This window comes from Bradyrhizobium sp. U87765 SZCCT0048, assembly GCF_018131225.1.
GTDB lineage: Bacteria > Pseudomonadota > Alphaproteobacteria > Rhizobiales > Xanthobacteraceae > Bradyrhizobium_A.
Genome location: NZ_JAFCMM010000005.1, coordinates 584,622 through 608,101, shown reverse-complemented (window position 1 = coordinate 608,101; position 23,480 = coordinate 584,622). Strand labels below are relative to the sequence as shown.

At 68.0% G+C, this 23,480-nt stretch carries 25 protein-coding genes; 10 read left to right on the top strand and 15 right to left on the bottom strand.

Going from position 1 to position 23,480, the window contains the following annotated elements; all coding sequences use genetic code 11:
- Positions 1-94 precede the first annotated feature (94 nt).
- Entirely contained in the window at positions 95-1,357 is a 1,263-nt protein-coding gene (locus JQ639_RS29450) for a carboxylate-amine ligase (RefSeq protein WP_211963046.1), read from the top strand.
- 89 nt (positions 1,358-1,446) lie between these two features.
- Here JQ639_RS29450 and JQ639_RS29445 read toward each other — a convergent pair whose 3' ends face one another.
- Positions 1,447-1,938 carry an SRPBCC family protein gene (locus tag JQ639_RS29445; protein ID WP_211963044.1) on the bottom strand — a complete coding sequence of 164 codons (492 nt, stop codon included), beginning with the start codon at positions 1,936-1,938 and terminating at the stop codon, positions 1,447-1,449.
- A complete protein-coding gene (locus JQ639_RS29440; protein WP_211963042.1) occupies positions 1,935-2,309 on the bottom strand; it encodes an ArsR/SmtB family transcription factor in 375 nt (124 codons plus the stop codon). The genes JQ639_RS29445 and JQ639_RS29440 overlap by 4 nt, the downstream gene beginning before the upstream one ends.
- A 221-nt stretch (positions 2,310-2,530) precedes the next feature.
- Between JQ639_RS29440 and JQ639_RS29435 the strand changes: the two genes are divergently transcribed.
- Positions 2,531-2,776: a hypothetical protein gene (locus tag JQ639_RS29435; protein ID WP_211963040.1), complete on the top strand. Its 246-nt coding sequence runs from the start codon at positions 2,531-2,533 to the stop codon at positions 2,774-2,776.
- A 108-nt stretch (positions 2,777-2,884) separates the two neighbouring features.
- On the opposite strand, the gene JQ639_RS29430 is transcribed toward JQ639_RS29435, so the two are convergent.
- Genes JQ639_RS29430 through JQ639_RS29415 form a run of 4 tightly spaced genes read right to left on the bottom strand, consistent with a single transcriptional unit; the run spans position 2,885 to position 6,944 of the window.
- Entirely contained in the window at positions 2,885-3,907 is a 1,023-nt protein-coding gene (locus JQ639_RS29430; RefSeq protein WP_211963038.1) for an aromatic ring-hydroxylating dioxygenase subunit alpha, read from the bottom strand.
- Positions 3,908-3,928: 21 nt separating this feature from the next.
- A complete protein-coding gene (locus JQ639_RS29425) occupies positions 3,929-5,287 on the bottom strand; it encodes an amidohydrolase family protein (protein WP_211963037.1) in 1,359 nt (452 codons plus the stop codon).
- On the bottom strand, positions 5,284-6,084 hold the full coding sequence (locus JQ639_RS29420; protein WP_211963036.1) for an ABC transporter permease: 801 nt from the start codon (positions 6,082-6,084) through the stop codon (positions 5,284-5,286). Before JQ639_RS29420 ends, JQ639_RS29425 begins: the two co-directional genes overlap by 4 nt.
- Positions 6,081-6,944, bottom strand: coding sequence for an ABC transporter ATP-binding protein (locus JQ639_RS29415; RefSeq protein WP_249122845.1), 864 nt, complete (start codon positions 6,942-6,944; stop codon positions 6,081-6,083). Before JQ639_RS29415 ends, JQ639_RS29420 begins: the two co-directional genes overlap by 4 nt.
- Positions 6,945-7,166: 222 nt before the next feature.
- Here JQ639_RS29415 and JQ639_RS29410 point away from each other — a divergent pair, with 222 nt between their 5' ends.
- Together JQ639_RS29410 and JQ639_RS29405 are read left to right on the top strand one after the other, a co-directional pair.
- Complete coding sequence (locus tag JQ639_RS29410; RefSeq protein WP_211963035.1) at positions 7,167-7,565, top strand: RidA family protein; 399 nt, start codon at positions 7,167-7,169, stop codon at positions 7,563-7,565.
- Position 7,566: 1 nt separating this feature from the next.
- Positions 7,567-8,361, top strand: a complete 795-nt coding sequence (locus tag JQ639_RS29405) for a creatininase family protein (protein ID WP_211963034.1) — start codon at positions 7,567-7,569, stop codon at positions 8,359-8,361.
- A 277-nt stretch (positions 8,362-8,638) separates the two neighbouring features.
- On the opposite strand, the gene JQ639_RS29400 is transcribed toward JQ639_RS29405, so the two are convergent.
- From JQ639_RS29400 to JQ639_RS29380, 5 genes are all read right to left on the bottom strand, one after another.
- Complete coding sequence (locus JQ639_RS29400; protein WP_211963033.1) at positions 8,639-9,223, bottom strand: NAD(P)H-dependent oxidoreductase; 585 nt, start codon at positions 9,221-9,223, stop codon at positions 8,639-8,641.
- A 1-nt stretch (position 9,224) separates the two neighbouring features.
- Positions 9,225-10,586, bottom strand: a complete 1,362-nt coding sequence (locus JQ639_RS29395; RefSeq protein WP_371744990.1) for an FAD-binding oxidoreductase — start codon at positions 10,584-10,586, stop codon at positions 9,225-9,227.
- A 2-nt stretch (positions 10,587-10,588) separates the two neighbouring features.
- Entirely contained in the window at positions 10,589-11,575 is a 987-nt protein-coding gene (locus JQ639_RS29390; RefSeq protein WP_349644654.1) for an ABC transporter substrate-binding protein, read from the bottom strand.
- Positions 11,576-11,840: 265 nt separating this feature from the next.
- Positions 11,841-12,635, bottom strand: a complete 795-nt coding sequence (locus tag JQ639_RS29385) for a cysteine hydrolase family protein (RefSeq protein ID WP_211963030.1) — start codon at positions 12,633-12,635, stop codon at positions 11,841-11,843.
- Positions 12,632-13,054 carry a cupin domain-containing protein gene (locus JQ639_RS29380; protein ID WP_211963029.1) on the bottom strand — a complete coding sequence of 141 codons (423 nt, stop codon included), beginning with the start codon at positions 13,052-13,054 and terminating at the stop codon, positions 12,632-12,634. Before JQ639_RS29380 ends, JQ639_RS29385 begins: the two co-directional genes overlap by 4 nt.
- A gap of 191 nt (positions 13,055-13,245) precedes the next feature.
- On the opposite strand from JQ639_RS29380, the gene JQ639_RS29375 reads away from it, so the two are divergent.
- Complete coding sequence (locus tag JQ639_RS29375; protein ID WP_211963028.1) at positions 13,246-14,148, top strand: LysR family transcriptional regulator; 903 nt, start codon at positions 13,246-13,248, stop codon at positions 14,146-14,148.
- A gap of 78 nt (positions 14,149-14,226) precedes the next feature.
- Here the strand turns inward: JQ639_RS29375 and JQ639_RS29370 are convergent, their stop codons facing one another.
- Both JQ639_RS29370 and JQ639_RS29365 read right to left on the bottom strand, forming a co-directional pair.
- Complete coding sequence (locus JQ639_RS29370; RefSeq protein WP_211963027.1) at positions 14,227-14,748, bottom strand: GNAT family N-acetyltransferase; 522 nt, start codon at positions 14,746-14,748, stop codon at positions 14,227-14,229.
- 61 nt (positions 14,749-14,809) lie between these two features.
- Complete coding sequence (locus JQ639_RS29365; RefSeq protein ID WP_249122843.1) at positions 14,810-15,502, bottom strand: methyltransferase family protein; 693 nt, start codon at positions 15,500-15,502, stop codon at positions 14,810-14,812.
- A gap of 251 nt (positions 15,503-15,753) precedes the next feature.
- On the opposite strand from JQ639_RS29365, the gene JQ639_RS29360 reads away from it, so the two are divergent.
- The 5 genes from JQ639_RS29360 (at position 15,754) to JQ639_RS29340 (ending at position 21,540) form a co-directional block, all read left to right on the top strand.
- A complete protein-coding gene (locus JQ639_RS29360) occupies positions 15,754-16,566 on the top strand; it encodes a TetR/AcrR family transcriptional regulator (RefSeq protein ID WP_211963026.1) in 813 nt (270 codons plus the stop codon).
- A 145-nt stretch (positions 16,567-16,711) separates the two neighbouring features.
- Positions 16,712-16,990 (top strand): metal/formaldehyde-sensitive transcriptional repressor, encoded by a 279-nt coding sequence (locus JQ639_RS29355; RefSeq protein ID WP_211963025.1) that lies wholly within the window; start codon positions 16,712-16,714, stop codon positions 16,988-16,990.
- 16 nt (positions 16,991-17,006) lie between these two features.
- Positions 17,007-18,308, top strand: coding sequence for a CDF family Co(II)/Ni(II) efflux transporter DmeF (gene dmeF, locus JQ639_RS29350; protein WP_211963024.1), 1,302 nt, complete (start codon positions 17,007-17,009; stop codon positions 18,306-18,308).
- Positions 18,309-18,485: 177 nt separating this feature from the next.
- Entirely contained in the window at positions 18,486-20,219 is a 1,734-nt protein-coding gene (locus JQ639_RS29345) for an ABC transporter permease (RefSeq protein ID WP_211963022.1), read from the top strand.
- Positions 20,220-20,232: 13 nt separating this feature from the next.
- The gene (locus JQ639_RS29340) at positions 20,233-21,540 is read left to right on the top strand and encodes an ABC transporter ATP-binding protein (RefSeq protein ID WP_211963014.1); all 1,308 of its coding nucleotides are present in this window, start codon (positions 20,233-20,235) and stop codon (positions 21,538-21,540) included.
- A 253-nt stretch (positions 21,541-21,793) separates the two neighbouring features.
- On the opposite strand, the gene fabA is transcribed toward JQ639_RS29340, so the two are convergent.
- Both fabA and JQ639_RS29330 read right to left on the bottom strand, forming a co-directional pair.
- Positions 21,794-22,324, bottom strand: coding sequence for a bifunctional 3-hydroxydecanoyl-ACP dehydratase/trans-2-decenoyl-ACP isomerase (gene fabA / locus JQ639_RS29335; RefSeq protein ID WP_211963012.1), 531 nt, complete (start codon positions 22,322-22,324; stop codon positions 21,794-21,796).
- A gap of 76 nt (positions 22,325-22,400) precedes the next feature.
- Positions 22,401-23,384 carry an alpha/beta hydrolase family protein gene (locus JQ639_RS29330; RefSeq protein WP_211963010.1) on the bottom strand — a complete coding sequence of 328 codons (984 nt, stop codon included), beginning with the start codon at positions 23,382-23,384 and terminating at the stop codon, positions 22,401-22,403.
- Positions 23,385-23,480: the final 96 nt, after the last annotated feature.

Sequence of the window (23,480 nt, the reverse complement as noted above, 5' to 3'; positions counted from 1 at the left end):
GCAGCGGGGCCCTCCTGGCCGGAACCGCACCCCGCCCGGCGGCGTTGTCGCCCGCAAAAGCTGGCATCGCCAGGCACGTGGAAGGGGTTCGGACATGGCATTTCATGATCTCAAGGCCCTGATGCTGGGCGCGAGCGCCGACCGCAAGCACATCGTGCTGCGCACCGACGCGCCCTGGCGCGGTCCGGATGCCGAGTTCACGTTCGGGATCGAGGAGGAATACTTCCTGGCCGATGCCCGGACCTTCGAGACCCCGGAGTTCACGCCCGACGGCCTGTTCGAGGCGGCCGGCCTCGCCACCGGCGGCCAGAGCACCCGCGAGTTCATCCAGGCCCAGGTCGAGGTCGCGACCAACGTCCACGCCTCGTTCCGCGACGCCCGCGCCGAGCTCGCCTTCCTGCGCCAGGAAGTCGGGCGGGTCGCCGCCGAATACGGCCTCGCAATCATGGCCTGCGGCACCAACCCGACCGCGATGTGGAGCCGGATGCAGCCGACGGCCAAGGCGCGCTATGTCGACATGATGGACGACCTGCAGATGATCGGCCGGCGCGACCTCGTGTGCGGCATGCATGTCCATGTCCAGTTGCCGGATGCTTCGCGCCGCGTCGAGGTGATGCGGCGCATGACGCCGTTCCTGCCACTGTTTCTGGCGCTGTCGGCGTCGTCGCCGTTCTGGCACGGCCGCGACACTGGCCTGAAGGCCTATCGCCTCGCCGCCTATGACGAGCTGCCGCGCAGCGGCATCCCCGACCTGTTCGAGAGCGAGCAGGCGTATGCCGATTATGTCGATGCCCTGGTGCACGGCGGCGCGATTGGCGATGGCAGCTACATCTGGTGGATGGTGCGGCCGTCGGCGCGGCGGCCGACACTGGAGCTGCGCGCCTGCGACTGCTGCACCCGCATCGAGGACGCCATCGCGCTCGCCGCGCTGTACCGCGCGCTGGCACGGCGGCTCACGCTCGATCCTGAGATCAACGCCGACCTGACGTCGGTCGACCGCGCCCTCGCCGTCGAGAACAAATGGCGGGCGCAGCGCTTCGGCGTGCAGGGCACGTTCGTCACCCGCAGCGGCGCGGTCGCGGTCGGCGACCTCGTCGACGACGTCCTCGCGCTCGTCGCCATGGACGCCATTGCGCTCGACTGCGTCGACGAAGTCGAGCACTGCCGCCTCATTGCCCGCGACGGCACGGCCGCCGACGGCCAGATCGCGGTGTTTCGCGAGGCGAGCCGCGCGCCGGTGACCGGTTCGCCGTTCGTGCAGGTGTCACGCTGGATCGCCGGCACCACCCTTCAGGAACACACGCCGCCGCCGGCCCCGCGCCGCCATCACGCCGCCGTCGCTCCGCCCGCGGCGTGAGACGCCAGCTGCACGGACGGCGCAACGCCCGGCGGCCTGGGTCGCCCGACCGTCGCCGATGACATCGACGACGGCCGAAGGGCGCGCGGTCAGGATCGCATGTGTCCCGCCTTGATGTAATCGACCATCTGGGCCAGGACCGTTCCCCAGCCGTCATGGAAGCCCATCTCCTCGTGCTTCCTGCGCGCCTCGTCGTTGCCATGCATGGCAATCGCCTTGTAACGCGTGCCGTTGCCATTCTTCGCCAGTTCGAGAACCGCGGTGAAGAACGGATTGGGCGACGGACGATAACCGCCGAGCAGCGTATCGGTGATGATCAGCCGCTCGAACGGCGACACTTCGAGGTAGCACTGGGTGTTCGGAAATTCATGTCCGTCGGGCGTGCGCATGGTGAAGTTGATGGCGCCGCCGGGCCGCAGATCGAGATTGCAGGCGGTGATGGAAAACGGTTTCGGCGCGAACCAGTGGCGCAGATGCTCCGCCGTGGTCCAGGCTTCCCAGACGAGTTCGACGGGCACGTCGATTTCTCTTTCGAGCACGAGGTCGAGTTTCGGGTCGATCTTGATCACGGATGAAGTCACTTCGTTCGCTCCTGTTTCATCTTCATGAGATAGCTATCGAGCTGATCGAGACGACGCTCCCACAGAGTACGCTGCCGCGTCAGCCAGTCCTCCGCCATCCTCAACTGCTCCGGGATGAGCTCGTAGGTACGCACACGCCCGGTCTTGTGGGAGCGCACGAGGCCGCTGCGCTCCAGCACGTTGAGATGCTCGACGAACGACGACAGCGCCATGTCGTAGGTGGCGGCGAGATCGCTGACGGTCGCCGACCGTGCGCTGAGGCGACCGACGACATCGCGCCGCGTCGGATCGGACAGCGCGCGAAACACGCCATCGATCACCGCGGGCGAGACCTGGCCCCGCGGCGGGCCTCCTCCTGGTTGAGCACGCATGGCAGGCTCCGTCGGGTTCACGGCAAGGACCGGGAGGCGCTGCGCAGCCGATCCACGCCTCGAGGCCGCCGATGCCCTCTCCCTAGCGCCGGACAATACTTAGGTCAATCCCTAAGTATTGTCCGATGCGTCGCCCGGGCACGACGGACGCCCGAACGAGAACGCCCCGAACGAAGGGCAATGCACGCGGGGCGCAGCCACATTCGATGCATGGATGATCGATGAGCGCCGGCAAAAAACAGGCGCGCGTAGAGCACACGAGGGGCCTGGTGGCGGTCTATCGGACCGCTCCCGGTCTTGAAGTCGGCCGTGCCGACCATGCGTTCGCCAGGAAACGCGCCGAACACCGCCGCGCTCGCCAGCCGCTCGGCGAACGCCGACAACGGCCGCGCCACATCGGGATCACAGACCGAACCGAACGCCTCGCGATCGCGCGCCGGCGCCGCAAGTCTCGACCGCGCTCATGACGCCGACGACCTCGCGGCGAGGCCGTGGCCGGCGGTCACTTCTTTCCGGAAGAGCCTCCAGCCGCCACCGCAGCTGCGCTGGCCACGCTCTATCACCGCTTAAATCATCTACGCCACGTCGCGCGGAATTTCCGCCTCGCCGTACTGCTGCAGCAGGTCGAGCAGACGCTTGCGCATCAGCATGCCCGGCCGATCGGACGGCATGTGCTTCTCGATCTTGCGTCCCATGTCGACGATGGCGTCGGGATCGGTAGACTCCAGGATGTCGCGGTCCTCGGCGATGATCGCGGCATCCCAGTCGATCAGCTCCTGCGCCGAGCAGTCCGCCTCGGTGTCGTTGCGGAACAACAGCTGCACCACCTGGATCTTGCCGTCGGCGACCGGCGTCGCGCAGTTGAAGATGATGTGCCGGATGCCGGAGGGGTATTCCATGTCGAGGCGACGGCAGAACGGCATGTACCACTTGTTGCGCATGTGGCGCTTCGTATACGGCTCGGAGGTCCCGGAGATGCGCGCCGCCATCGGCGGGTTCTTCACGGTCACGATGGTCTCGGCCTCGAAGCCGTAGTCGGTCTCGACGATCTCGTATTTCTCGGGGCGCGGCTGATCGATGTCGCCGAACGTGTTCTTGTGCACGAAGGCGAAGTGGGCGTTGTCGAACGAATTCTCCATCAACCGCAGCGCCGCCGTGTTCCACGTATCGTAGAACTGGAAGATGCGGCGATAGCCGGCATCGCGATCCTCCGGGATATCGGGGATATCCGCCAGCGGCTCGTCGAGCGCGACCCAGACATAGCCGTAGCGCGTCTGCGTGCGGAATGACTTCGCCTTGGCGTCGGGAATCGGCTGCTCGAAAGGAAACTGCGGAATCATCACCAGCTTGCCGTCGCGATCGTACTCCCAGCCGTGATAGCCGCAGACGATGTTGCCGTTGCGGCACCAGCCCTTGGAGAGCTTGGCCGTACGATGACAGCAGCGATCCTCCAGCGCCGCCGGCTGCCCCTGCGCATCGAGGAACAGCACGATCGGCTCGCCGAGCAGCGTGAAGGGCTTCGGCCCCTCCTTCAGATTCTCGAGCGGCATGATCGCGTACCAGAAGCGGCGCAGCACCGGTTGTTTCGTCACCAGCATGGTGGTCTCCCCTTGAAGAAGTCAGGCCGCGAGGCGTCGCACGACGCCCGCCGCGGCGGATCGCAGATGGGCCAGATCGAGTCCCGGGATGGCGCCGTCGTCGACCACGATGCGGCCGCCAACCAGAAGATAGCGCACGCGCGCGCCGCCGCAGGTCACCGGCGCGACCAGCGCATCATGCATGCCGAAATGGCGCGGCTGGTCGAGGTCGAACACCGCGATATCCGCCTGTTGGCCGACCGCGAGCGTGCCGACCTGCGGCAGGCCGAGCACCCGCGCGCCGCCGGCGGTGGCCCAGCGCACCACCTCGTCGGCGGTGACGGCGCCCGCGCCTTTCACGGCGCGATGGGTGTGCCAGCAACTGTGCATCTCGCTGACCATGTCGGCGGCCTCGTTCGATGCCGCGCCGTCGACCGCGAGCGACACCGCACCACCGAGCGCGGCGAGCCTATCCGCCGGCGCGATGCCGGAGCCGAGGCGGCAGTTGGACTGTGGACAGTGCGCCATGCCGGTGCCGGTGTCGGCGAGTAGTTGGACCTCGTCGGCATCGAGATGCACGAGATGGGCGAACCACACGTCGGGCCCGAGCCAGTCATGGTCGGCGAGCCAGTGCACCGGGCGCTTGCCGTGCACCGACTGGCAGAAGGTCACATAGTCTGCGGTCTCCGACAGATGGCTGTGCACCCGCAGCCGCATGCGCCGCGCCGCGCCGATCACCTCCCGCAGTTCGCCCGGATCGAGCGACCAGGTCGGCGTCGTCGGCGCCATCGCCACCTGGGTGAGACCGCCGGGCGAGGCGTCGTGGAAGCGGGCCGCACAAGCCTCGACCGAGGCCAGCATGCGGTCGAGCGGCTCGACCGGCGTCGGCGCGCCGCTGCCGTCGCTGACATGGCGCGTCACCGTGCCGCCGCCGCGGCACAGCACGAGGCGGACGCCGAGGCTGCGCGCCACCTCGAAGATCACCGCAGCCGGATCGAAACGGTAGCTGTCGCTGAACAGATAATGATGGTCGGCGACCGTGGTGGTGCCTGACAGCAACATCTCGGCAAGGCCGATCCGCGCCGCCACCGCCAGCGCCTCCTCATCGATGCGCGACCAGTAGGCATAGGGCACCGAGCGCAACCAGCCGCTCAGCGGCAGGTCGATGCCGGCCTGTACCCCCTTCAGGACGCTCTGGAACAGGTGATGGTGGGTGGAGATCAATCCGGGATAGATCACGCAGCCGCGGGCGTCGAGCCGCCGTTCGCCCGGCTCGGCGTCGAGCGCGCCGATCGCGGCGATGAGGCCGTCGCGGATGCGGATCGCGCCGCGCGTGCGCATCGCCGCGCCGCCGAGGCCGGTGAAGATCCCCTCGGCGTTCTCGATCAGCAGCGCGGTCATGTCTCGATTCCCATTTCGCTTTCGTGCCAGCCCGCGAGCGCGGCGCGCGACAGCCCGACCATGGCGGCGAACAGCACGACGCCGGTGATGGTGATAAGGAACAGCGCGGCGAACATGCGGGGGATGTCGAGCTGGAAGCCGGCGTCCAGGATCTCGTAGGCGAGGCCCGACGAGCGCCCGCCGGTGCCGGCGACGAACTCGGCCACCACCGCGCCGATCAGCGCAAGGCCCGAGGAGATGCGCAGGCCGCCGAAGAAGTACGGCAGCGCCCCGGGGATGCGCAGGCGCAGCAGCGTCTTCAGCCGGCTGGCGCGGTTCATGCGAAAATAGCTGGCAAGCCCGGGATCGACGCTGCGCAGGCCGAGCGTGGTGTTGGAGATGATCGGGAACAGCGCCACCAGCGTGGCGCAGATCGTCAGCGACGCCTGGGTGTTCTTGACCAGGATGATGATCAGCGGCGCGATGGCGACGATCGGCGTCACCTGCAGCAGCACCGCGTAGGGAAACAGGCTGACCTCGATGGCGCGGCTCTGCACGAACATGAAGGCGATCAGCGTGCCGAGCACCACCGCCACGACGAAGGCCTGCAGCGTCACCCGCAGCGTCACCAGCAGCGCACGCAGCAGCGATGGCGCATTGTGCACGAGGCTGGCGAAGATGTCGCTCGGCTTGGGAAAGAGATAGACGGGGATGCCGCCGATGCGGCAGCCGATCTCCCACACGCCCATCAGCACGACGCCGACCGCGAGGGGGGCCGCGATGCGCACGAAGGTCTCCGACTGCAGCAGCGGCCTCATGTCTTTCCTCCCGTTGCGGCGGGCAGCGATGCTTCGGCGAGCCAGGTCGACAGTTCGCGGCAGTAGGCGGCAAACCGCGGGCTGTCGCGGAAGCTCTCGCCGCGCGGCTGCGGCTCGTCGATGGTCATGGTGCGGAAGATGCGGCCGGGATGGGCGGCCAGCACGACGATCCGCGTCGACAGGAACACGGCCTCGTAGATCGAGTGCGTCACGAACACGGTGGTCAGCTTGCGCTCCCACCACAGCCGCACCAGGTCGTCGTCGAGCTTGTTGCGAGTGAACTCGTCGAGTGCGCCGAACGGCTCGTCCATCAGCAGCAGGTTGGGCTGGGTGGCGAGCGCACGGGCGATCGAGACCCGCATCTTCATGCCGCCCGAGAGCTGGCGCGGATAGTGGCGGGCGAACGCCGACAGCCCGACCCGCGCCAGCGCGTCGGCGACGAGAGGCTCGGCGCCGCTGCGCGGCATGTCGGCGAGATCGAGCGGCAGGCGGACATTGGTGTCGACCCGCGCCCAGGGCATCAGGGTCGGCTCCTGGAACACGAAGGCGAAGCGGCGCCCCTCCTGCCCGACCTGGCTGAAGTCACCGCGCCACCACAACAGCCGCCCGTCGGACGGCTGCAACAGGTTGGCGATCATCTTGAGCAGCGTGCTCTTGCCGCAGCCGGATGGCCCGATCAGAGTGAGGAACTCGCCGTCGGCGATGGTGAGGTCGATCGGCGCCAGCGCACGCGTGCCGTTGGCGAAGACTTTCTCGGCCGACAGCACCTCGACCGCGGGCAGTCGCGGGGTGGCGCCGGTCGCGGTGGAGGACACCGGCGCGGCATGGTCGATCGCGTCGCTCGACATCAGGGCATTCATGGCGTGTTCCGACAAACGTCCAATGCGTATCTCCCGGGCGAAGCAAATTCCGTTCCGGATGCCGCGTCGAACCCGGCGCCCTCTAAAAATAATGCACGGCGATTGCGTCGCCGAAAAACACTTTAATTCGCGGCATGCGTTGCCTTTTCGGCAACGCATTGATTTTTGCCGTCAGCCTCTCGCAAATGCAGGCCATCGCATATCCAGCAGGGTTCGACGGTCTTGCGCGCACTGTCCCCATCATCGATCAGGCCGCCTTTCGCCCGCTACAGCCACGGCATCGCGGTGCCCGCGGGCCACCGCCTCGCGGTGGTGTCGGGCCAGCTCGGCATCGCGGCCGACGACTCCATCCCGCCGGATTGCGAGGCGCAGGCCGAGCTGTGCTTCGCCAACATCGCCGCCATTCTCGCCGAGGACGGCATGACGCTCGCCGACGTCATCCGCGTCAACGCCTATGTCACCGATCGCGCCCACATGGCCGCCTACATGCGCTGCCGCGATCGCCAGTTTCAGGGAACGCCGCCGGCCTCGACGCTGATGATCGTCGGCGGGTTCACCCGGCCGGAATTCATGGTCGAGATCGAAGTGATCGCGGCCGCACCCCCACAACAGGGAGATTGACATGGACACCCCGCGCCGCCGCGCCTGGTGGGGCGAGTACGCCTCGCACGAATTCCGGGCGTGCGATCCCCGCACCACCATCGCGATCCTGCCGATCGCGGCCATCGAGCAGCACGGCCCGCACCTGCCGGTGTGCGTCGATGCCGCGATCAACCGCGGCATGCTGGCGACGCTGATCGCGCGGCTGCCGGACGATCTCGACATCCGCATCCTGCCGGTGCAGGAGGTCGGCAAGTCCAACGAGCACCTGCGCATGCCCGGCACGCTCACCCTGCCCGCACGCACGCTGATCGAGAGCTGGACCGAGCTTGGCCTGTCGGTCGCCCGCGCCGGCGTGCGCAAGCTGGTCATGGTCAATTCCCACGGCGGCAACGAGGACGTGATGGGTATCGTCGCGCGCGAACTGCGCGTGCAGGCCAACATGCTGGTGGTCAAGGCGGCGTGGTCGCGCCTCGGCAAGCCGGCGGGGCTCTACAGCGAGCGCGAGTTGAAGTTCGGCATCCATGGCGGCGACGTCGAGACGTCGCTGATGCTGCACTTCCGCCCCGAGCTCGTCGACATGGCCAGCGCGAAGGATTTTCCCTCGGTCGCAGAGCAGGACGAGGCGACGTTCGCCCATCTGCGGCCGACCGGCCTCTCCGCCTATGCCTGGATCGCCGGCGACCTCAATCCCGAGGGCGCGGTCGGCGAAGCCCACAAGGCCACCGCCGACAAGGGCCGCCGCACCGCCGAGCACGCGGCGGACGAATTCATCAGGCTGCTCGCCGACGTCAAGGCGGCGAAGCTGCCAGAGTGAGGCGAGGCGTGCATCATGGCCGCGACTGTCCCAGTTTGGAGCTATCCGACTTTTTCCGCGGCGCTGCATTCCCACTGCGTCATTGCCCGACTTGATCCAGGGCCGTCCGGCTCATTCTCAGCGCACACCACACCCACTCGTCATTGCCGGGCTTGCCCCGGCAATCCAGCTTGTTCACCACTCGACATGTGCTTTTGAAGCTGGATCACCGGGTCTCGACGCTGCGCGTCGGCCCGGTGATGACGCTGAGGATGCGGAGACTCATTCTCAATCTGCCTCACAACCTCGCCATCTCGCGCCGCACGCGGCCGAGGAAGCGCGTGCGTTGCGCGGAGGTGGCGACGTTCATGTGGTAGAGCGCGAGGTAGCGCGCCCGCGCCCGGAAGCCGGTGAACCATGGCAGGTAGCGCTTGACGATCTTGCGCGGCGGATCGGCCATGGCGATGGCTTTCCAGCGCGGCCGGCCGTAGGTCGAGATGCCGGCGATGCGTCGCAGGTGGGTCAGGAGCGGCTTGACATGCGCCGGATCGGACAGGTCCATGGCGATGCCAGGCCCGAACATGCGGTCGAACCAACCCTTGAGCATGGCGGGCGGGCCGAACGACCAGGTCGGAAACTGCACGACCAGCGCCTGCGCCGCCATCAGGCGGTCGACATGCGCCTGGTTCTCGGCGCGATTGCGGATGGGATCGTGGTAGCCGCGCCGCCGCTCGGCGGTCAGCACCGGGTCGAAGCCCTCGGCATAGAGATCGAGCAGATCAACCGCATGCCCAGCCTCCGTGAGGCCCGCCAGCGCCTCCCGCCGGATCGCCGCATGAAAGCTGTCGTCGAGGGGATGGCAGTAGACATAGAGCACGCGCATGTCAGGCGCCGGCGACGAAGCTGCGCATCTTGCCGGGATTGAGCAGCCCCTGCGGATCGACCTCCTGCTTGAAGCCGAGCTGGTCGACATCGACCCGCTTGTAGCGGCTGCCATCCTCGACCGTATAGACATGGGGATTGGCGATGTAGACGCCGTTCGCCTCGTGCAGGCGGATGATCTCGTCGAGCCGTTGCGGATCGCGATAGCGCACCACCGGCAGTCCGCTGCAGGTGACATCGCCGTTGAAGCGGATGAATTCGAGATGCTGCAACACTTCGTCAGGAAACAGCCGGCGCATCTCCGCCACCTTGTCCAGCAGGCGGTCGTGCGGATAGAGGCACTGCAGGTAGGTCACCGAGCGGTCGCTCTTGAGCACCTGCAGCGTGGTGTGGTTCCAGGTGTATTCGTAGAGCGGCACCTTGCCCGGCGTCTCGTCGGTCGGCGTCTCCAGCGTGATGGTGCCGCGGCCGCCGAGCAGCGCCTTGAAGCTCTCCAGCGACGGCTCAGCGATCATCGCGAGCAGGACGCTCTTGCCCTCGGGACATGCGGGTTTCAGGGCGCCGAAATACGACGGCAGCGGCCAGGTCACCGGCGAGAGCAGCTTCTTGACGATGCCGTCGGCACGCGCCGCCTCATGACCGAACGCCGCCGCGGCGAGGAAATCGTCGAACGCCACCACCACGTCGATCCAGCGCCACGCCGGCGCCAGCGGCATCTCCAGCGCGGTGATGATGCCCGTGGTGCCGTAGGCACGGTTGATCTTCTGCGCCGCGTCGCCGCGCAGCTCGATGACCCGCGGCTCCGGCTCGAGCGTGACGATGCGCGCGGCGATGATGTTGCCGCGCTCGCGCAGACCACCATAGGTCACCGAGCCGACGCCGCCCGAGCCGCCGGCGACGAAGCCGCCGATGGTCGCGGTGCGCTTGGTGGAGGGATGCATGCGTAGCTCCCATCCCGTCGGCTGCGTCGCTGCATCGATGGCGTTCATCCGGGCGCCGGCGCCGACCCGGATGAGGCCTGGCCGGATCCACGCGATGGCGTTCAGCGCGGTGATGTCGAGGAGCACGCCGCCCTGGAGCGGCACCGCCTGGCCGTAGTTGCCGGTGCCGCCGGCGCGCACGGTCAGCGGCACGCGGTGGCGCGCGCAGGCCGCCGCGACGCGGATCACCTCGGCCTCGTCGCGCGGCGCCACGATCAGGTCGGCCGCCTTGCCGTTCAGCGCCTCGTTGAGGAGCGGGCTGTACCAGAAGAAGTCGCGTGAGCGGCGGCGCACGATCGTGGGATCGGTGATGACCGGCATGTCGCCGAGATCGGCGATCAACGTGTCCAGCCGGTGCGGCGACAGGTCATCCATCACGGTCATGGTCAGAACGCGATCTTGAGATCCTTGACGAAGCGGTCGGTGAACGCCTTCTGCCAGTCGGTCTTGGCATCGAGCAGGCCGGCCGCGACCAGGAAGTCGTAAGTCGCCTTCCAGCGCGTTCCGGTCATGATGCCGATGCCGCCGGCCGCCGCATCGCCGCCGTCGAGCGCCTTGGTCTCCTTCAGCTTCTCGATCGCGAATGCGATCTGCGCATCGGTCATCTTCGGATTGTCGACCTTGATCAGCGCGTTGCCGGGCGCTGGGTTCTTCAGATAGTCGCGCCAGCCCTCGAGCGACGCCTTGACGAAACGCGCCACCACGTCCGGCTTCTCCGCCACCATCTTGTCGGTGGTGACGATCGCCGCGCCATAGGGCGGATAGCCGCCGTCGGCGAACAGGAAGAACTTCACCTTGACGCCCTGCTGCTGGGCGGCGAACGGCTCGGACGACAGGTACGCCTGCTGCGAGGCGGCGGGATCAGCGAAGAACGGCTGCAGGTTGAAAGTGTAGGGACGGATCTGGTCGTCGGTGAAGCCGTACCTGGCCTTGAGCCACGGCCAGAACGTGGTGCGCGACGAGCCGGCGATCAGGATCGGCTTGCCTTTGAGCGCGGCGAGGTCGGGCACATCGTCATGGGCCATGATGCCCTGCGGGTCGAACTGGAACGAGGACGCCACCGTCACCAGCGGCAGGCCCTGCTCGCGCCCCTTCAGCACCTGGATGTCGTAGCCCATCAGGAAATCGGTCTCCCCGGCGAGCAGCAGCTGCGAACCGTTGACCTGCGGACCGCCCATCTTGATGGTGACGTCGAGTCCGGCCTTGTCGTAGAGGCCGGTGGCCTTCGCCTGGTAGAAGCCGCCATGCTCGGCCTGGGCGAACCAGCTGGTGAGGAACGTCACCTTCTCCGCCGCCGTGGCGGAGGCGAGCGATGCGAGGCCCCAGGCGGCGGCGAGACCGGCGACGGCGATTGAGCGCGACAGGAAGTTCACGGCGACCTCATTTGACAAGCTGATCGTGTCCCGGCGCCTGCGACGATGACGGCGTCGCTGTGATCGGAAAAGCATTTTGTTTCGAGAGATGCGTTGCCTTTGCGGCAACGCCGGCGCGGTGCGCGGATGCGCGCGGACGCAAGGCACGGGCCCTGACCGGTCCTTGGGCAGATGCTGATAACAAAAGCGGCGGCGGTCCGATGAGCGGGTATCGGCGGCCCTGCGTACGCCGGGCGTGAGGCGCGGACGGCCTGGCCGCGCGGGGCTATCCGCCGGCCGCGATCAGGTCAGCGGATTCCAGCACGAAGCCGAAGCACTGGTTGACGTTGTAGACCGTCGCCGCCATGCAGTAGTCCGGCGAGGTGGTCGCGGTGCAATCGCGCAGCAGCAGGCAGTCGTAGCCGCGGAAATTGGCATCCTGCAGGGTGCACAGCACGCACTGGTCGGCATTGACGCCGGCGAACAGCAGCGTGGTGAGGCCGAGGTTGCGCAGGACGCTGTCGAGCTCGGTATCCTGGAAGCCGGACATGCGGTACTTGGCGATATGGATGTCGCCGGGAGCCACCGGCAATTCGTCGACGATCGCCGCCGACCAGCTGCCGCGCTCCAGCACCCGGGCGCCCGAGCCCGGCAGCGCGTCGCCGAGGCCGACGCCCGCGCCGGAGGGATTGTAGACATGCAGCAGCGCCGGACTGAGGTTGAGCCGGTCCGGCCGGTTGCCCCAGTTCAGCCAGATCACCGGCACCTCGCGCCGGCGCAGCCATGGCAGCAGCCGCTGCAGCGGTGCGATCGGTGCTCGCGCCGGCGCGACGTCGACGCCGATATGGCTGAGCCAGCCGCCGGGATGACAGAAATCGTTCTGCATATCGATGACGACGATCGCGGTGCGGGCGAGATCGAGCGTCACCTGCTTGCCGCCTGCGGCGACCGTGACCGGGCGAGGCTCGATTGCCGGCCGCAGCAGGTTGGCCTGCGTCGCCGACACCGCCCAGCGGTTGCGGGCGCTCGGCCCGAGCGGCCTCAAGTCGTCGGCGACGACGGCTGCGGGCGACGCCGTCATGCCAGGCCCCGCAGCACCGCGATGTCGTCCGCTTCGAGCGCGACCGCCTCGCCGCTGCGGATCAGCTCGGCAAAGCCTTCGTTCGGCGTCATCACCGTCAGCGTGTAGAGCTTGCCGGCCCCTGTGTTCTCGATGACATGCTCGGACCCGGGATGCAGCAGCAGCGAGTCGCCCCTGCGGATCGGCCGCGCCACGCCGTCGCAGCGCGCGATGCCCTCGCCATGCAGCACATGGAAGAACTCGTGGGCCCCTGCATGCTCGTTCGGCGGGGTGGCGCCCCCCGGCCGGAAGATCTCGATGACGAAGATGTTGTCGATGCCGTCGGTTTCCCGGTCGAACAGCATCACGAAATAGTTGGTGTCCCCCGGCGAGATGCGGAACGCCTTCGCATGCGTGAGGTCCTCGACGGCGAATGCCATGGCACGGCTCTCCTCAATATCCCCCGGCCCCGGCCGACGGCGATGCGGGGCGCTGGCGGCACGCCGCCACGCCCTGCCGGCCCGATTCAGCATGGCCCGAGCCTTGCATAAAAGCGCTTTATTTCGCCCCGGCCGTTGCCTTTCCGGCAACGGCCCCGAGCCCGCCGGAGCGGAGCCACCGGAGCCCACCCATGCTGCACAGCCGCCTGCTGACCTATGTGGACGAGGTCGCCCGGACCGGGTCGATCCGCAAGGCCGCCAGCCATCTCAACGTCGCCGCCTCCGCCATCAGCCGCCAGATCCTGGCGCTGGAGACCGATCTCGGCACGCCGATCTTCCAGCGCCTGCCGCGCAAGCTGCTGCTCACCGCCGCCGGCGAGGTGCTGATCAACCACATCCGCCACACCATGAAGGACCTGACGCGCGCGCAGGCCAAGATCGAGGAACTCAAGGGCCTGCGCCGCGGCGAGATCACGGTGGCGATGATGAGCGGCCTCGCGTCCAACCTCGTGCCCGGCACGGTCAAGCAGTTCCGCCAGACCAATCCGCGGGTGCGGCTCTATCTGACGCTGCTGACCACCGGCGAGGACATCCAGGCCGCGGTGGCGAGCGGCGAGGCCGATCTCGGCATCGGCTTCGACTTCAGCCGCAACAGCCAGCTCAAGGTGCTGGCGCGCGCCGCCGGCCGCCTCGGCGCGGTGATGGCGCCAAACCATCCGCTGGCCAAGCGCAGCCAGGTGCGGCTCAGCGACTGCATCGACTATCCGCTGGTGGTCGCCGACGGCTCGACCGCGATCCGGCCCTATCTCGACACGGCGTTCGCCAAGGTATCGCTCGAGCCGATGCCGATCATCGAGACCAACGCCATCGAGATCATGCGCCACGCCGCCATCCTCGACAACGGCATCACCTTCCTCACCCCGTTCGACATCGAGTTCGAGCGGCGCGCCGGACGCCTCGTCTACGTACCGGTGCGCGAGCTCGCGCAGGAGGCGCAAACCTTGATGCTGATCGGCCATGAGCGCGGCATCGGCGCGCTGGCGAGCGTGCTTGCCGAAATGCTCAAGGCCATGATGCTGGACGCGGCGGCTTAGGACGAGAGAGGAGTCAGGCCGAGCAAACACGATGGCAGGGACAAGCCCCGTCGCCGCAGGGAGCGGCGGAAAGCGCAGTCACAGCACCCGCGCCATCAGCACTTCGTTGCGATAGCCGGTCTCGGTCTTGAGCGCGCGCGGCTCGACGCCGTAGGCGGCAAAGCCGAAGCGGCGATAGAGCGCGATCGCGGCGGCGTTGCCTTCGACCACCGCGAGCGTGAGTTGCTCGACCGACAGCCGCGCCTCGGCGATCAGCGCCGCCATCAGCGCCGCCGCGACGCCCTGCCCGCGCGCCGACGGGCGCACATAGAGCCCCCACACGAACGCCTTGTGGCAGTCCTTCGGACCGCTCTCGGTCTTGAAGCCGGCCATGCCAACAATGCGTTCGCCGAGAAACGCGCCGAACACCGTCGAGCTCGCCAGCCGCTCGGCGAACGCCGACAGCGGCCGCGCCACCTCGATATCATAGACCGAGCCGAACGCATCGGGATCGCGCGCCAGCGCCGCAAGGCGGATGGTGCGATAGTCCTGCGCGTCGGCGGCGACCAGCCGCCGGATCACCGCCGGCATCGCCGGGGCCTTGTCGATCGTGAGTGTCATGCCCGCCCAGTGAGAGATCGGACCGGATAAATTACCAGACATGGGATTACCAGACGTGGGATTACCAGACATGGGGAATGAGGCGCCACGGCACGCGCACGGCATAGTCGCCATAGCCGGCGAGCCCTTCGCGCAGCGCCTTCTCCTCGATCGCAATGCGGATACAGAACATCAGCGACAGCACGATGGCGATCACGGCGCCCCACCACGACCCGAGCAGCAGCGCGATGCCGAGAAACACGAACACCATGCCCGAATACATCGGATGGCGCACGACCGCATAAGGACCGCTCGAAATCACCGTCTGCCTGCGCTCGCTCTGGATCTTGACCACCGCGGCGGCAAAACTGTTCTCGCGCATCACGCGATCGGCGAGCCAGCCACCGGCGAACAGCAGTGCGCCGCCCGCGGCCTGCAGCCACAGCGGCATATGCGACCACTGCACGCGCATGACATCGACGCCCATCACCACCAGCCACGCCATCATCATGCAGCAGAGCACGACGACGAAGATCTTGTCGGCACGCGGCTGTCCGGGCTGCATCATCGATCGCGTGCGTTCGGCGACGAGCGCCGGGTCGCGCCGCACCATGACGATGCCGCGCCACACCCCGAATGCGCACATGCCGACCATGAACACCCAGGCGGCGGGCCAGCGCACCGTGCCGGCGCCGGCGAACAGCAGCGCGCCCATCGCGCCGAACCACACCACGGTCTGAACGATAATCCTGCCGATCAACGACGTCGTGCTCATGAAGCACCTCTTGCCCGACGGTCCGGCGCATCCGGCCGGCCGTCTCTTGCGGGACCCTTTGCAGACCGGACGCGGACGCGTCTGCCGATCTGCGGTCGGTGCGGATGCCCGGACCATCGGCGCCATTATCGGGCGACAATAGTCATTGCAGCATTGCCGCAGACCGACCATCAGTCTATTATACCGACCAATGGTCGGTCAGACAACCCCGCGATCCGTGGCGCCACGGATCGGACAACCGAGGAGAGGCCTTGCCCCGCGTCGTCAAGCATCCGGAGGTGCGCCGCAACGAGCTGCTCGACTGCGCCCAGGCGCTGTTCCTCGCCCGCGGCTACGACCAGGCGAGCCTCAACGACGTCATCGCCGCCGCCGGCGTCTCCAAGGGCGCGTTCTACCATTACTTCTCGTCCAAGGAGGCGCTGCTCGAGGCGCTGGCCGAGCGCTTCACCGCCGCCGCGCTCGCCAGCGTGCGGGACATCATCGATGCGCCGGACCTCGACGCGCTGACGCGCCTCAACACGCTGATGGCGCGGCTGCGGCAGAACAAGATCGAGCACGCCGTGACGCAGTGGGCGCTGTTCGAGACGCTGTTCCGGCCCGAGAACCAGGTTCTGTTCCACCGCATCAATCTCGCCAGCAGCGCCGCGTTCCATCCCCTGCTCACCGCCATCATCAGCCAGGGCGTCACGGAGGGGGTATTCAGGACGTTCGATCCCGCTGGCGTCGCCGACATGATCCTCCAGCTCGGCGGCGCGACGCGCGGCCTCGTCGCCGACATCGTCAGCCACATCCGCGCCGGCCACGCGCCGACCAAAGGCGCGATCCGCGCGCTGGAGCAGCGTGTCCGTCTTTATGAGGTCGCGCTCGACCGCGTGCTCGGCCTGCCCGACGGAAGCCTCAAGCTGACCGCCTCGGGCTATTTGCGCCTGCTGATGACCGTGCGCCATCGTGCGCTGGCGCCGAAGCCGGTGGCGCGGTCGAAGGCCACGGCGGCGGCATCCCCGTCCGCGCCGACGCCCCGCCCGCCCCGGCGCACCGCCACGGCGCGCCGCACGCGGACCTGACCTGGCGCCGTGCGCAGCGGACCTGACGCGCCCGGCGCCCCGATCATGCCTTCCCAATCCCTTGCCTCCCCCCGGCGCAGGCCGTGGCATGGCCGTCGCTTTTTAGGGCTAGCTTAGGATAGGGGGGTAGGCTATATAGCGTGCCATGAGCCATACCATTCGCGAGAAGAAGAAGCTGCTGGCGCGGGTGCGCCGCATCCGCGGCCAGGTCGAGGCCATCGAGCGCGCGCTCGAGGAAGAGGCCGGCTGCGAGCGCATCATGCACATGATCGCCGGCGTGCGCGGCGGCGTCGCCGGCCTGATGGCCGAGGTGGTGGAGGATCACATCCGCACCCATCTCGTCGATCCCCACAAGAATCCCGGCGCCCTCGATGCCGATGCCGCCGAGCAACTGATCGAAGTCGTCCACACCTACATGAAGTAAGCGCAAGGGTGCTTCCATGACCGACCTGCAGGCCGCAGCCCTCTCCGCCCGTCACAACCATGTCTTCCTCGGCCCCGATCACGCCCGCGCCGAGCGCCGCACCTGGGCGGTGATCTGGCTGTGCGCCGCGATGATGGTCGCAGAGATCGCCGGCGGCGCGATGTTCGGATCGCTGGCGCTGATCGCCGATGGCCTGCACATGTCGACCCATGCCGGCGCGCTGCTGCTGGCGGCGCTGGCCTACACCTACGCCCGCCGCCATGCCAACGACGACAGCTTCACCTTCGGCACCGGAAAATTCGGCGACCTCGCCGGCTACACCAGCGCCATCATCCTGGCGATGATCGCGCTGCTGATCGCCTACGAGGCGATCGAGCGCTTCCTCAACCCGGTGCCGATCAGCTTCCGCGAGGCGATTCCGATCGCGGTGCTCGGCCTTGCCGTTAACGTTGCCAGCGCCTGGCTGCTGTCCGGCGGCCATGACCACGGCCACAGCCACGGTCATCACCACGGCCCTGGTCACGGTCATGGCCACAGCCATGACCACGCCAACCACGACCATGACGAGGAGAGCTTCGCCGTTGGCGACGGCGACGACCGCCTCACCGTCGCGGTGTTCGAGGACGGCGTGCCGCCGCGCTTTCGCATCACGACCGACGCCGGCGCGCTGCCGGACGCCGCCGCGCTGACCATCGAGACGGTGCGGCCGGACGGCGCCCGCCAGCTGTTCGCCTTCGAGAACCGCGGCGGCTATCTCGAATCCCGCGACGACATCCCCGAGCCGCATGCCTTCACTGCCCGGGTGCGCTGGCGCATTGCCGGCCGCGACCACGACCATGCCATCGCATTCGCCGAGCACGACCATGGCGGCGGCGCCCACCACCGCGACAACAACATGCGCGCGGCGCTGGTGCATGTCATCGCCGATGCGGCGGTGTCGGTGCTGGTGATCCTCGGCCTGGTGCTGGCGCGTGCCTTCGGCTGGCTGTGGATGGATCCGCTCGCCGGCCTCGTTGGCGCCCTCGTGATCGCCAACTGGTCCTATGGCCTGGTGCGCGACACCGGCAGCATCCTGCTCGACCGCACCGCCGACCGGCAGATCGCCGACAAGGTCCGCCGCACCATCGAGGCCGACGGCGACGAGCTCACCGACCTGCACCTGTGGCGGCTCGGCCCCGGCCATCTCGGCGCCATCGTCTCGATCATGACGGCCACCATGCGCGACGGCGACTACTACCGCGGCCGTCTCGCCCGCTTCGCCGACCTCTCCCACGTCACCATCGAGGTCCGCCACCCGCCGGCCGCCCGCGCGGCCTGACCCTGCCTCACCTCAGATCGGCCGACGCCCCTGCCCGCCCCGCGGGCGGGGGCGTCGTCTTTTGTTCAGCCCACGCGGATTGGCGAACCGCTCGCCTCGCCGTCACAACAATGTCATATGTTGCAGGGCAATACCTCTGTGTCCCGCATCCTACGTCCGTCCCCAGGGCCCCGCCGCATGACGTCCCGCAAGCTCTCCCCTCCCGCCCTCGGCCGGACGCTGGCGCCGAACGTCTGGGACGTCGTCGCGCTGGTGCTGGTGATCGGCACGCTGGTGCTGATCGCCTATGGCGCGCGACAGACCAACGCGCCGCTGTCGACGCTGGACGCGCCGCCGCTGTCGCTCGATCCCTGGCACCTGCCGCTCTACGCGCTGCGCACCACGTTGCGCATGCTGCTGGCGATGGCCTGCTCGCTGGTGTTCACGTTCATCTACGCCGCGCTGGCGGCCAAGAGCCGGCGCGCCGAGATGGTGCTGATCCCGATGCTGGACATCCTGCAGTCGGTGCCGATCCTCGGCTTCCTCACCTTCACGGTCGTGTTCTTCATGAACCTGTTTCCGGGCCGGGTGCTGGGCGCCGAGCTCGCCTGCGTGTTCGCGATCTTCACCAGCCAAGCCTGGAACATGACCTTCAGCATGTACCAGTCGCTGCGCAACGTTCCGAAGGATCTCGACGAGGCGTCGCAGAGCTTCCACCTCTCGGCATGGCAGCGCTTCTGGCGCCTCGACGTGCCGTTCGCGGTGCCCGGTCTCGTCTGGAATGCGATGATGTCGATGTCCGGCGGCTGGTTCTTCGTGGTGGCATCGGAGGCGATCACCGTCGGCGACACCACCGTGACGCTGCCCGGCGTCGGCTCCTATGTCGCGCTGGCGATCAAGGAGCAGAACCTGCCGGCGATCGGCTATGCCGTGCTGACCATGCTGGCGGTGATCATCGCCTACGACCAGTTGCTGTTCCGCCCGGTGGTGGCGTGGGCCGACAAGTTCCGCTTCGAGCAGACCGCATCGCAGACCGCGCCTGAATCCTGGGTGCTCGACCTGTTCCGCCGCACCCGGGCGCTGCGCATGCTGACCGTGCCTTTCGTCGCGGTGCGGCGGTGGGTGGCCTCGATCCAGATCCGCCTGCCGCAGCGGCCGCGCCGCCCGGTGATCCGGCGCGAGCCGTCGCGCGCCCTCGATGCGCTGTGGCTGGCGCTGATCCTCGCCGGCACCATCTATGCCGGCTGGCGCATCGTCGACTATCTCGCGACAACCCTCGGCTGGGCGGACGTCGCAGTGGCGATCGGCGACGGCGTGCTGACCCTGCTGCGCGTCATCGTGCTGATGGCGCTGGCGAGCCTCGTGTGGGTGCCGATCGGCGTCTGGGTCGGCCTTCGGCCGCGCCTTGCGGAGCGCATCCAGCCACTGGCGCAGTTTCTCGCCGCGTTTCCCGCCAACCTCGCCTTCCCGGTGTTCGTGGTGCTGATCGTGCATTTCGGGCTCAACGCCGATGTCTGGCTGAGCCCGCTGATGATCCTCGGCACACAGTGGTACATCCTGTTCAACGTCATCGCCGGCGCCAGCGCCTTCCCGACCGACATGCGCGAGGCCGCCGACAGCCTGCACCTGCGCGGCTGGCGCTGGTGGGTCAAGGTCATCCTGCCCGGCATCTTCCCCTATTACATCACCGGCGCCATCACCGCGTCCGGCGGTTCGTGGAACGCGTCCATCGTCGCCGAAGTGGCGAGCTGGGGCGACGAGAAGCTGACCGCCACCGGGCTCGGCGCCTACATCGCCAAGGCCACCGAGGCCGGCGACTTTCCCCGCGTGGTGCTCGGCATCACCGTGATGTGCGTGTTCGTCACGCTGTTCAATCGCCTGCTGTGGCGCCCGCTGTATGCGTTCGGCGAACGCCGCCTGCGTCTCGGCTGACAGGAGATCCGAAATGCTCGATCCCACCGTCCCGTACCTGATCGACATCCGCAACGTCTCGCGCTCGTTCCCCAAGGGCAGCGGCGAGGATCTCCTGGTGCTGGAGAACGTCGATCTCGCCATCCGCTCCGGCGAGATCGTCGGGCTGCTCGGCCGTTCCGGCTCGGGCAAGTCGACGCTGCTGCGCATCATCGCCGGCCTCACCTCGCCGTCGTCCGGCGACGCGCTGTGCCGCGGCGAGACCATCAAGGGGCCGCCGCACGGCGTCTCCATGGTGTTCCAGTCGTTCGCGCTGTTTCCCTGGCTCACCGTGCTGCAGAACGTCGAGCTCGGGCTCGAAGCGCTCGGCGTCGAGCGCAGCGAACGGCGCAAGCGCGCGCTCGCGGCCATCGACCTGATCGGCCTCGACGGCTTCGAGTCGGCCTATCCCAAGGAATTGTCCGGCGGCATGCGCCAGCGCGTCGGCTTCGCCCGCGCCCTCGTCGTCCATCCCGACCTGCTGCTGATGGACGAGCCGTTCTCGGCGCTCGACGTGCTGACCGCCGAGACGCTGCGCACCGACCTCGTCGACCTCTGGATCGAGGGCCGCCTGCCGATCAAGTCGGTGCTGATCGTCACCCACAACATCGAGGAAGCGGTGCTGATGTGCGACCGCATCCTGGTGTTCTCGTCCAACCCCGGCCGCGTCGCCGCCGAGATCAAGGTCGACCTGCCGCATCCGCGCAACCGCCTCGACCCGGTGTTCCGCGCCCTCGTCGACAGCATCTATGCGCGCATGACCCAGCGCGCCGAGCCGCGCGCGCCGACGGTGGAAGGCTTCCACGGCGCCGGCGTCGGCATGGCGCTCAACCATGTGTCGTCGAACCTGATCTCGGGTCTCGTCGAGACGCTCGCCGGCCCGCCCTACAACGGCCACGCCGACCTTCCCGTGCTCGCCGAGAGCCTGCAGCTGGAGGCCGACGAGCTGTTCCACCTCGCGGAAGCGCTGCAGCTGCTGCGCTTCGCCCAGCTCAGCGAGGGCGACGTCACGCTGACCGAGGCCGGCAAGCATTTCGCCCACCTGGAGACCGATGCGCGCAAGCGCCTGTTCGCCGAACACCTCGTCACCTACGTGCCGCTGATCGGCCTGATCCGCCGCGTGCTCGACGAGCGCCCCTCGCACACCGCCCCGGTCGCGCGTTTCCGCAACGAGCTCGAGGACTACATGTCCGAGGACTACGCCGACGAAACGCTGAAGACCATCGTCTCCTGGGGCCGCTACGGCGAGCTGTTCGCCTATGACGAGCAGCAGGAAATGTTCAGCCTGGAGAATCCGCACTGAGGCGGATGGGCGTGACTTGAACGCTCATCTTCTGATGAGACAGCCTGTCGCCTGGATGAGCGTAGCGATATCCGGGGCGGCGTGAACGGTCATCCCCGCATGTTTCCGGGCTCATGCGGGACAACTTTTCCCCGCATCGTGAGGAGGCTGCGCAGCAGCCGTCTCGAAGGATGCGGCCCGGGCCTTCAGCGCATCCGCCTCATGGTTCGAGACGCGCGGCGTTGCCGCGCTCACCATGAGGAAGTCATCCCGCTCACGCCTGCGGCGCGACGAGGCCAACCCGCATCTCCGCGGCGACATAGACGCAGGCGTCGTCGGCGAACACGCGGCCGTCCGCGATGCCGAGCACCAGGCGGCCGCGCCTCACCTGGCGCATGTCGACCTCATAGCGCACGCGCCGGATGTCCGGCGTGATATGCCCCCTCAGCTTCACCTCGCCAACGCCAAGGGCGCGGCCCTTGCCCGGCGATCCCGACCAGCCGAGCCAGTAGCCGACCATCTGCCACATCGCATCGAGGCCGAGACAGCCCGGCATCACCGGATCGCCGGCGAAGTGACAGCCGAAGAACCACAGGCCAGGGGAAACATCGAGCTCACCGACGACATGGCCCTTGCCGAACGCGCCGCCATCCATGGTGATCGCGGTGATGCGATCCATCATCAGCATCGGCGGCGCCGGCAGTTGCGCATTGCCCGGGCCGAAATAGCCGCCTTCGCTCGATCGCAGCAGCTCCTCCTTGGTATAGGACGATTGCGGGGTGTGAAAATCATGGGGGTTGGGCACGACGGCGCGGTCCTTTGCTGATCGGGTGATCGGGATAAGCGGCGAGCGGGGAGGAGACGACCGGACGACAGCAGCTTCAGCGCATGTCACGCTCCCCCGCGAGCTGCGCGCGAAAGAACCGCACGACGCTGGCATCGAAGCCGCGGTGGAAGGCGACGCGGTCGAAGCCCGGCGGATCGGTGCAGAAGCGCGGCAGCGCCGCGGCGAATGCAGGCGAGCACGGCGTCAGGAAGGCGAAGTGGCCGGCCGGCACGACATGAATCTCCGGCGTCCCCGGCAGGGCCGCGAAGACGCGCGCGACGCCTTCGGGATCGACGCCGGTCCCCTCGGTGGCGAGTTCTGATCGCCAGACCTGCAGCGGGACATGAATGCCCGCCAGCGTCGCCCCGGTGAACACGCCGCTGTGGGCGGGGTCGGCAAGCACCGCCGCCTTGATCCGTGCGTCCTGCGGCAGGTTGTGCGGCACGTCGCCGCTGCGAAGCTGCACGCAGAATGGCGTATCATTGGTGCATCGCGACGCCTGCCGCTGGTAGTCCGGCGTCGCTCCGACGAGCAGCAGCCCGGTGAAAGCGCCCTTGGAAAAGCCGAAGAAACCGATACGCGCGGGATCGATCGCCGCGCGGTCCTTCCAGTCGTTCAGCATGAAGTCGACAAGCCGCACCATGTCCGCCGGACGCGTGGCCCACACGGCCAGCCCCTCGCTCTGCGAGCGATCGCGGCCGTTGTCGCCGGGATGATTGATCGCGGCGACGACGAAGCCGGCGTCGGCGAGCGCTTCGGCCGTGTCCTGATGCATCGTGAACCAGCTGCCGCGGCCATGGGAGATCACGATCAGCGGAAGCTTCGCGCCGGTGACCGGACAATCCCGGACACCGGCCAGCTTGATCTCCGGCGACACCGCGAGCGGCCCGAGCGGGATGTCCCTGACTTCACCGGCGCAGGGATACCAGATCGCCCCGGTCAGGCGCGGATCGGAATCGAGGAGCTGGATGCCGGCGGCGGGTGCACGCGCGATCAGGCAACACCACAGGATCGCACAAGCCCACAAGGCCTTGGACATCACCGTCGCCCCCTCGACGCCATGAACGAAAACGGAAGCAGCAATGGTGAGCAAACGACACCGCAATTGTGTCAAAACTTCCGTGCGCCGCCGCTG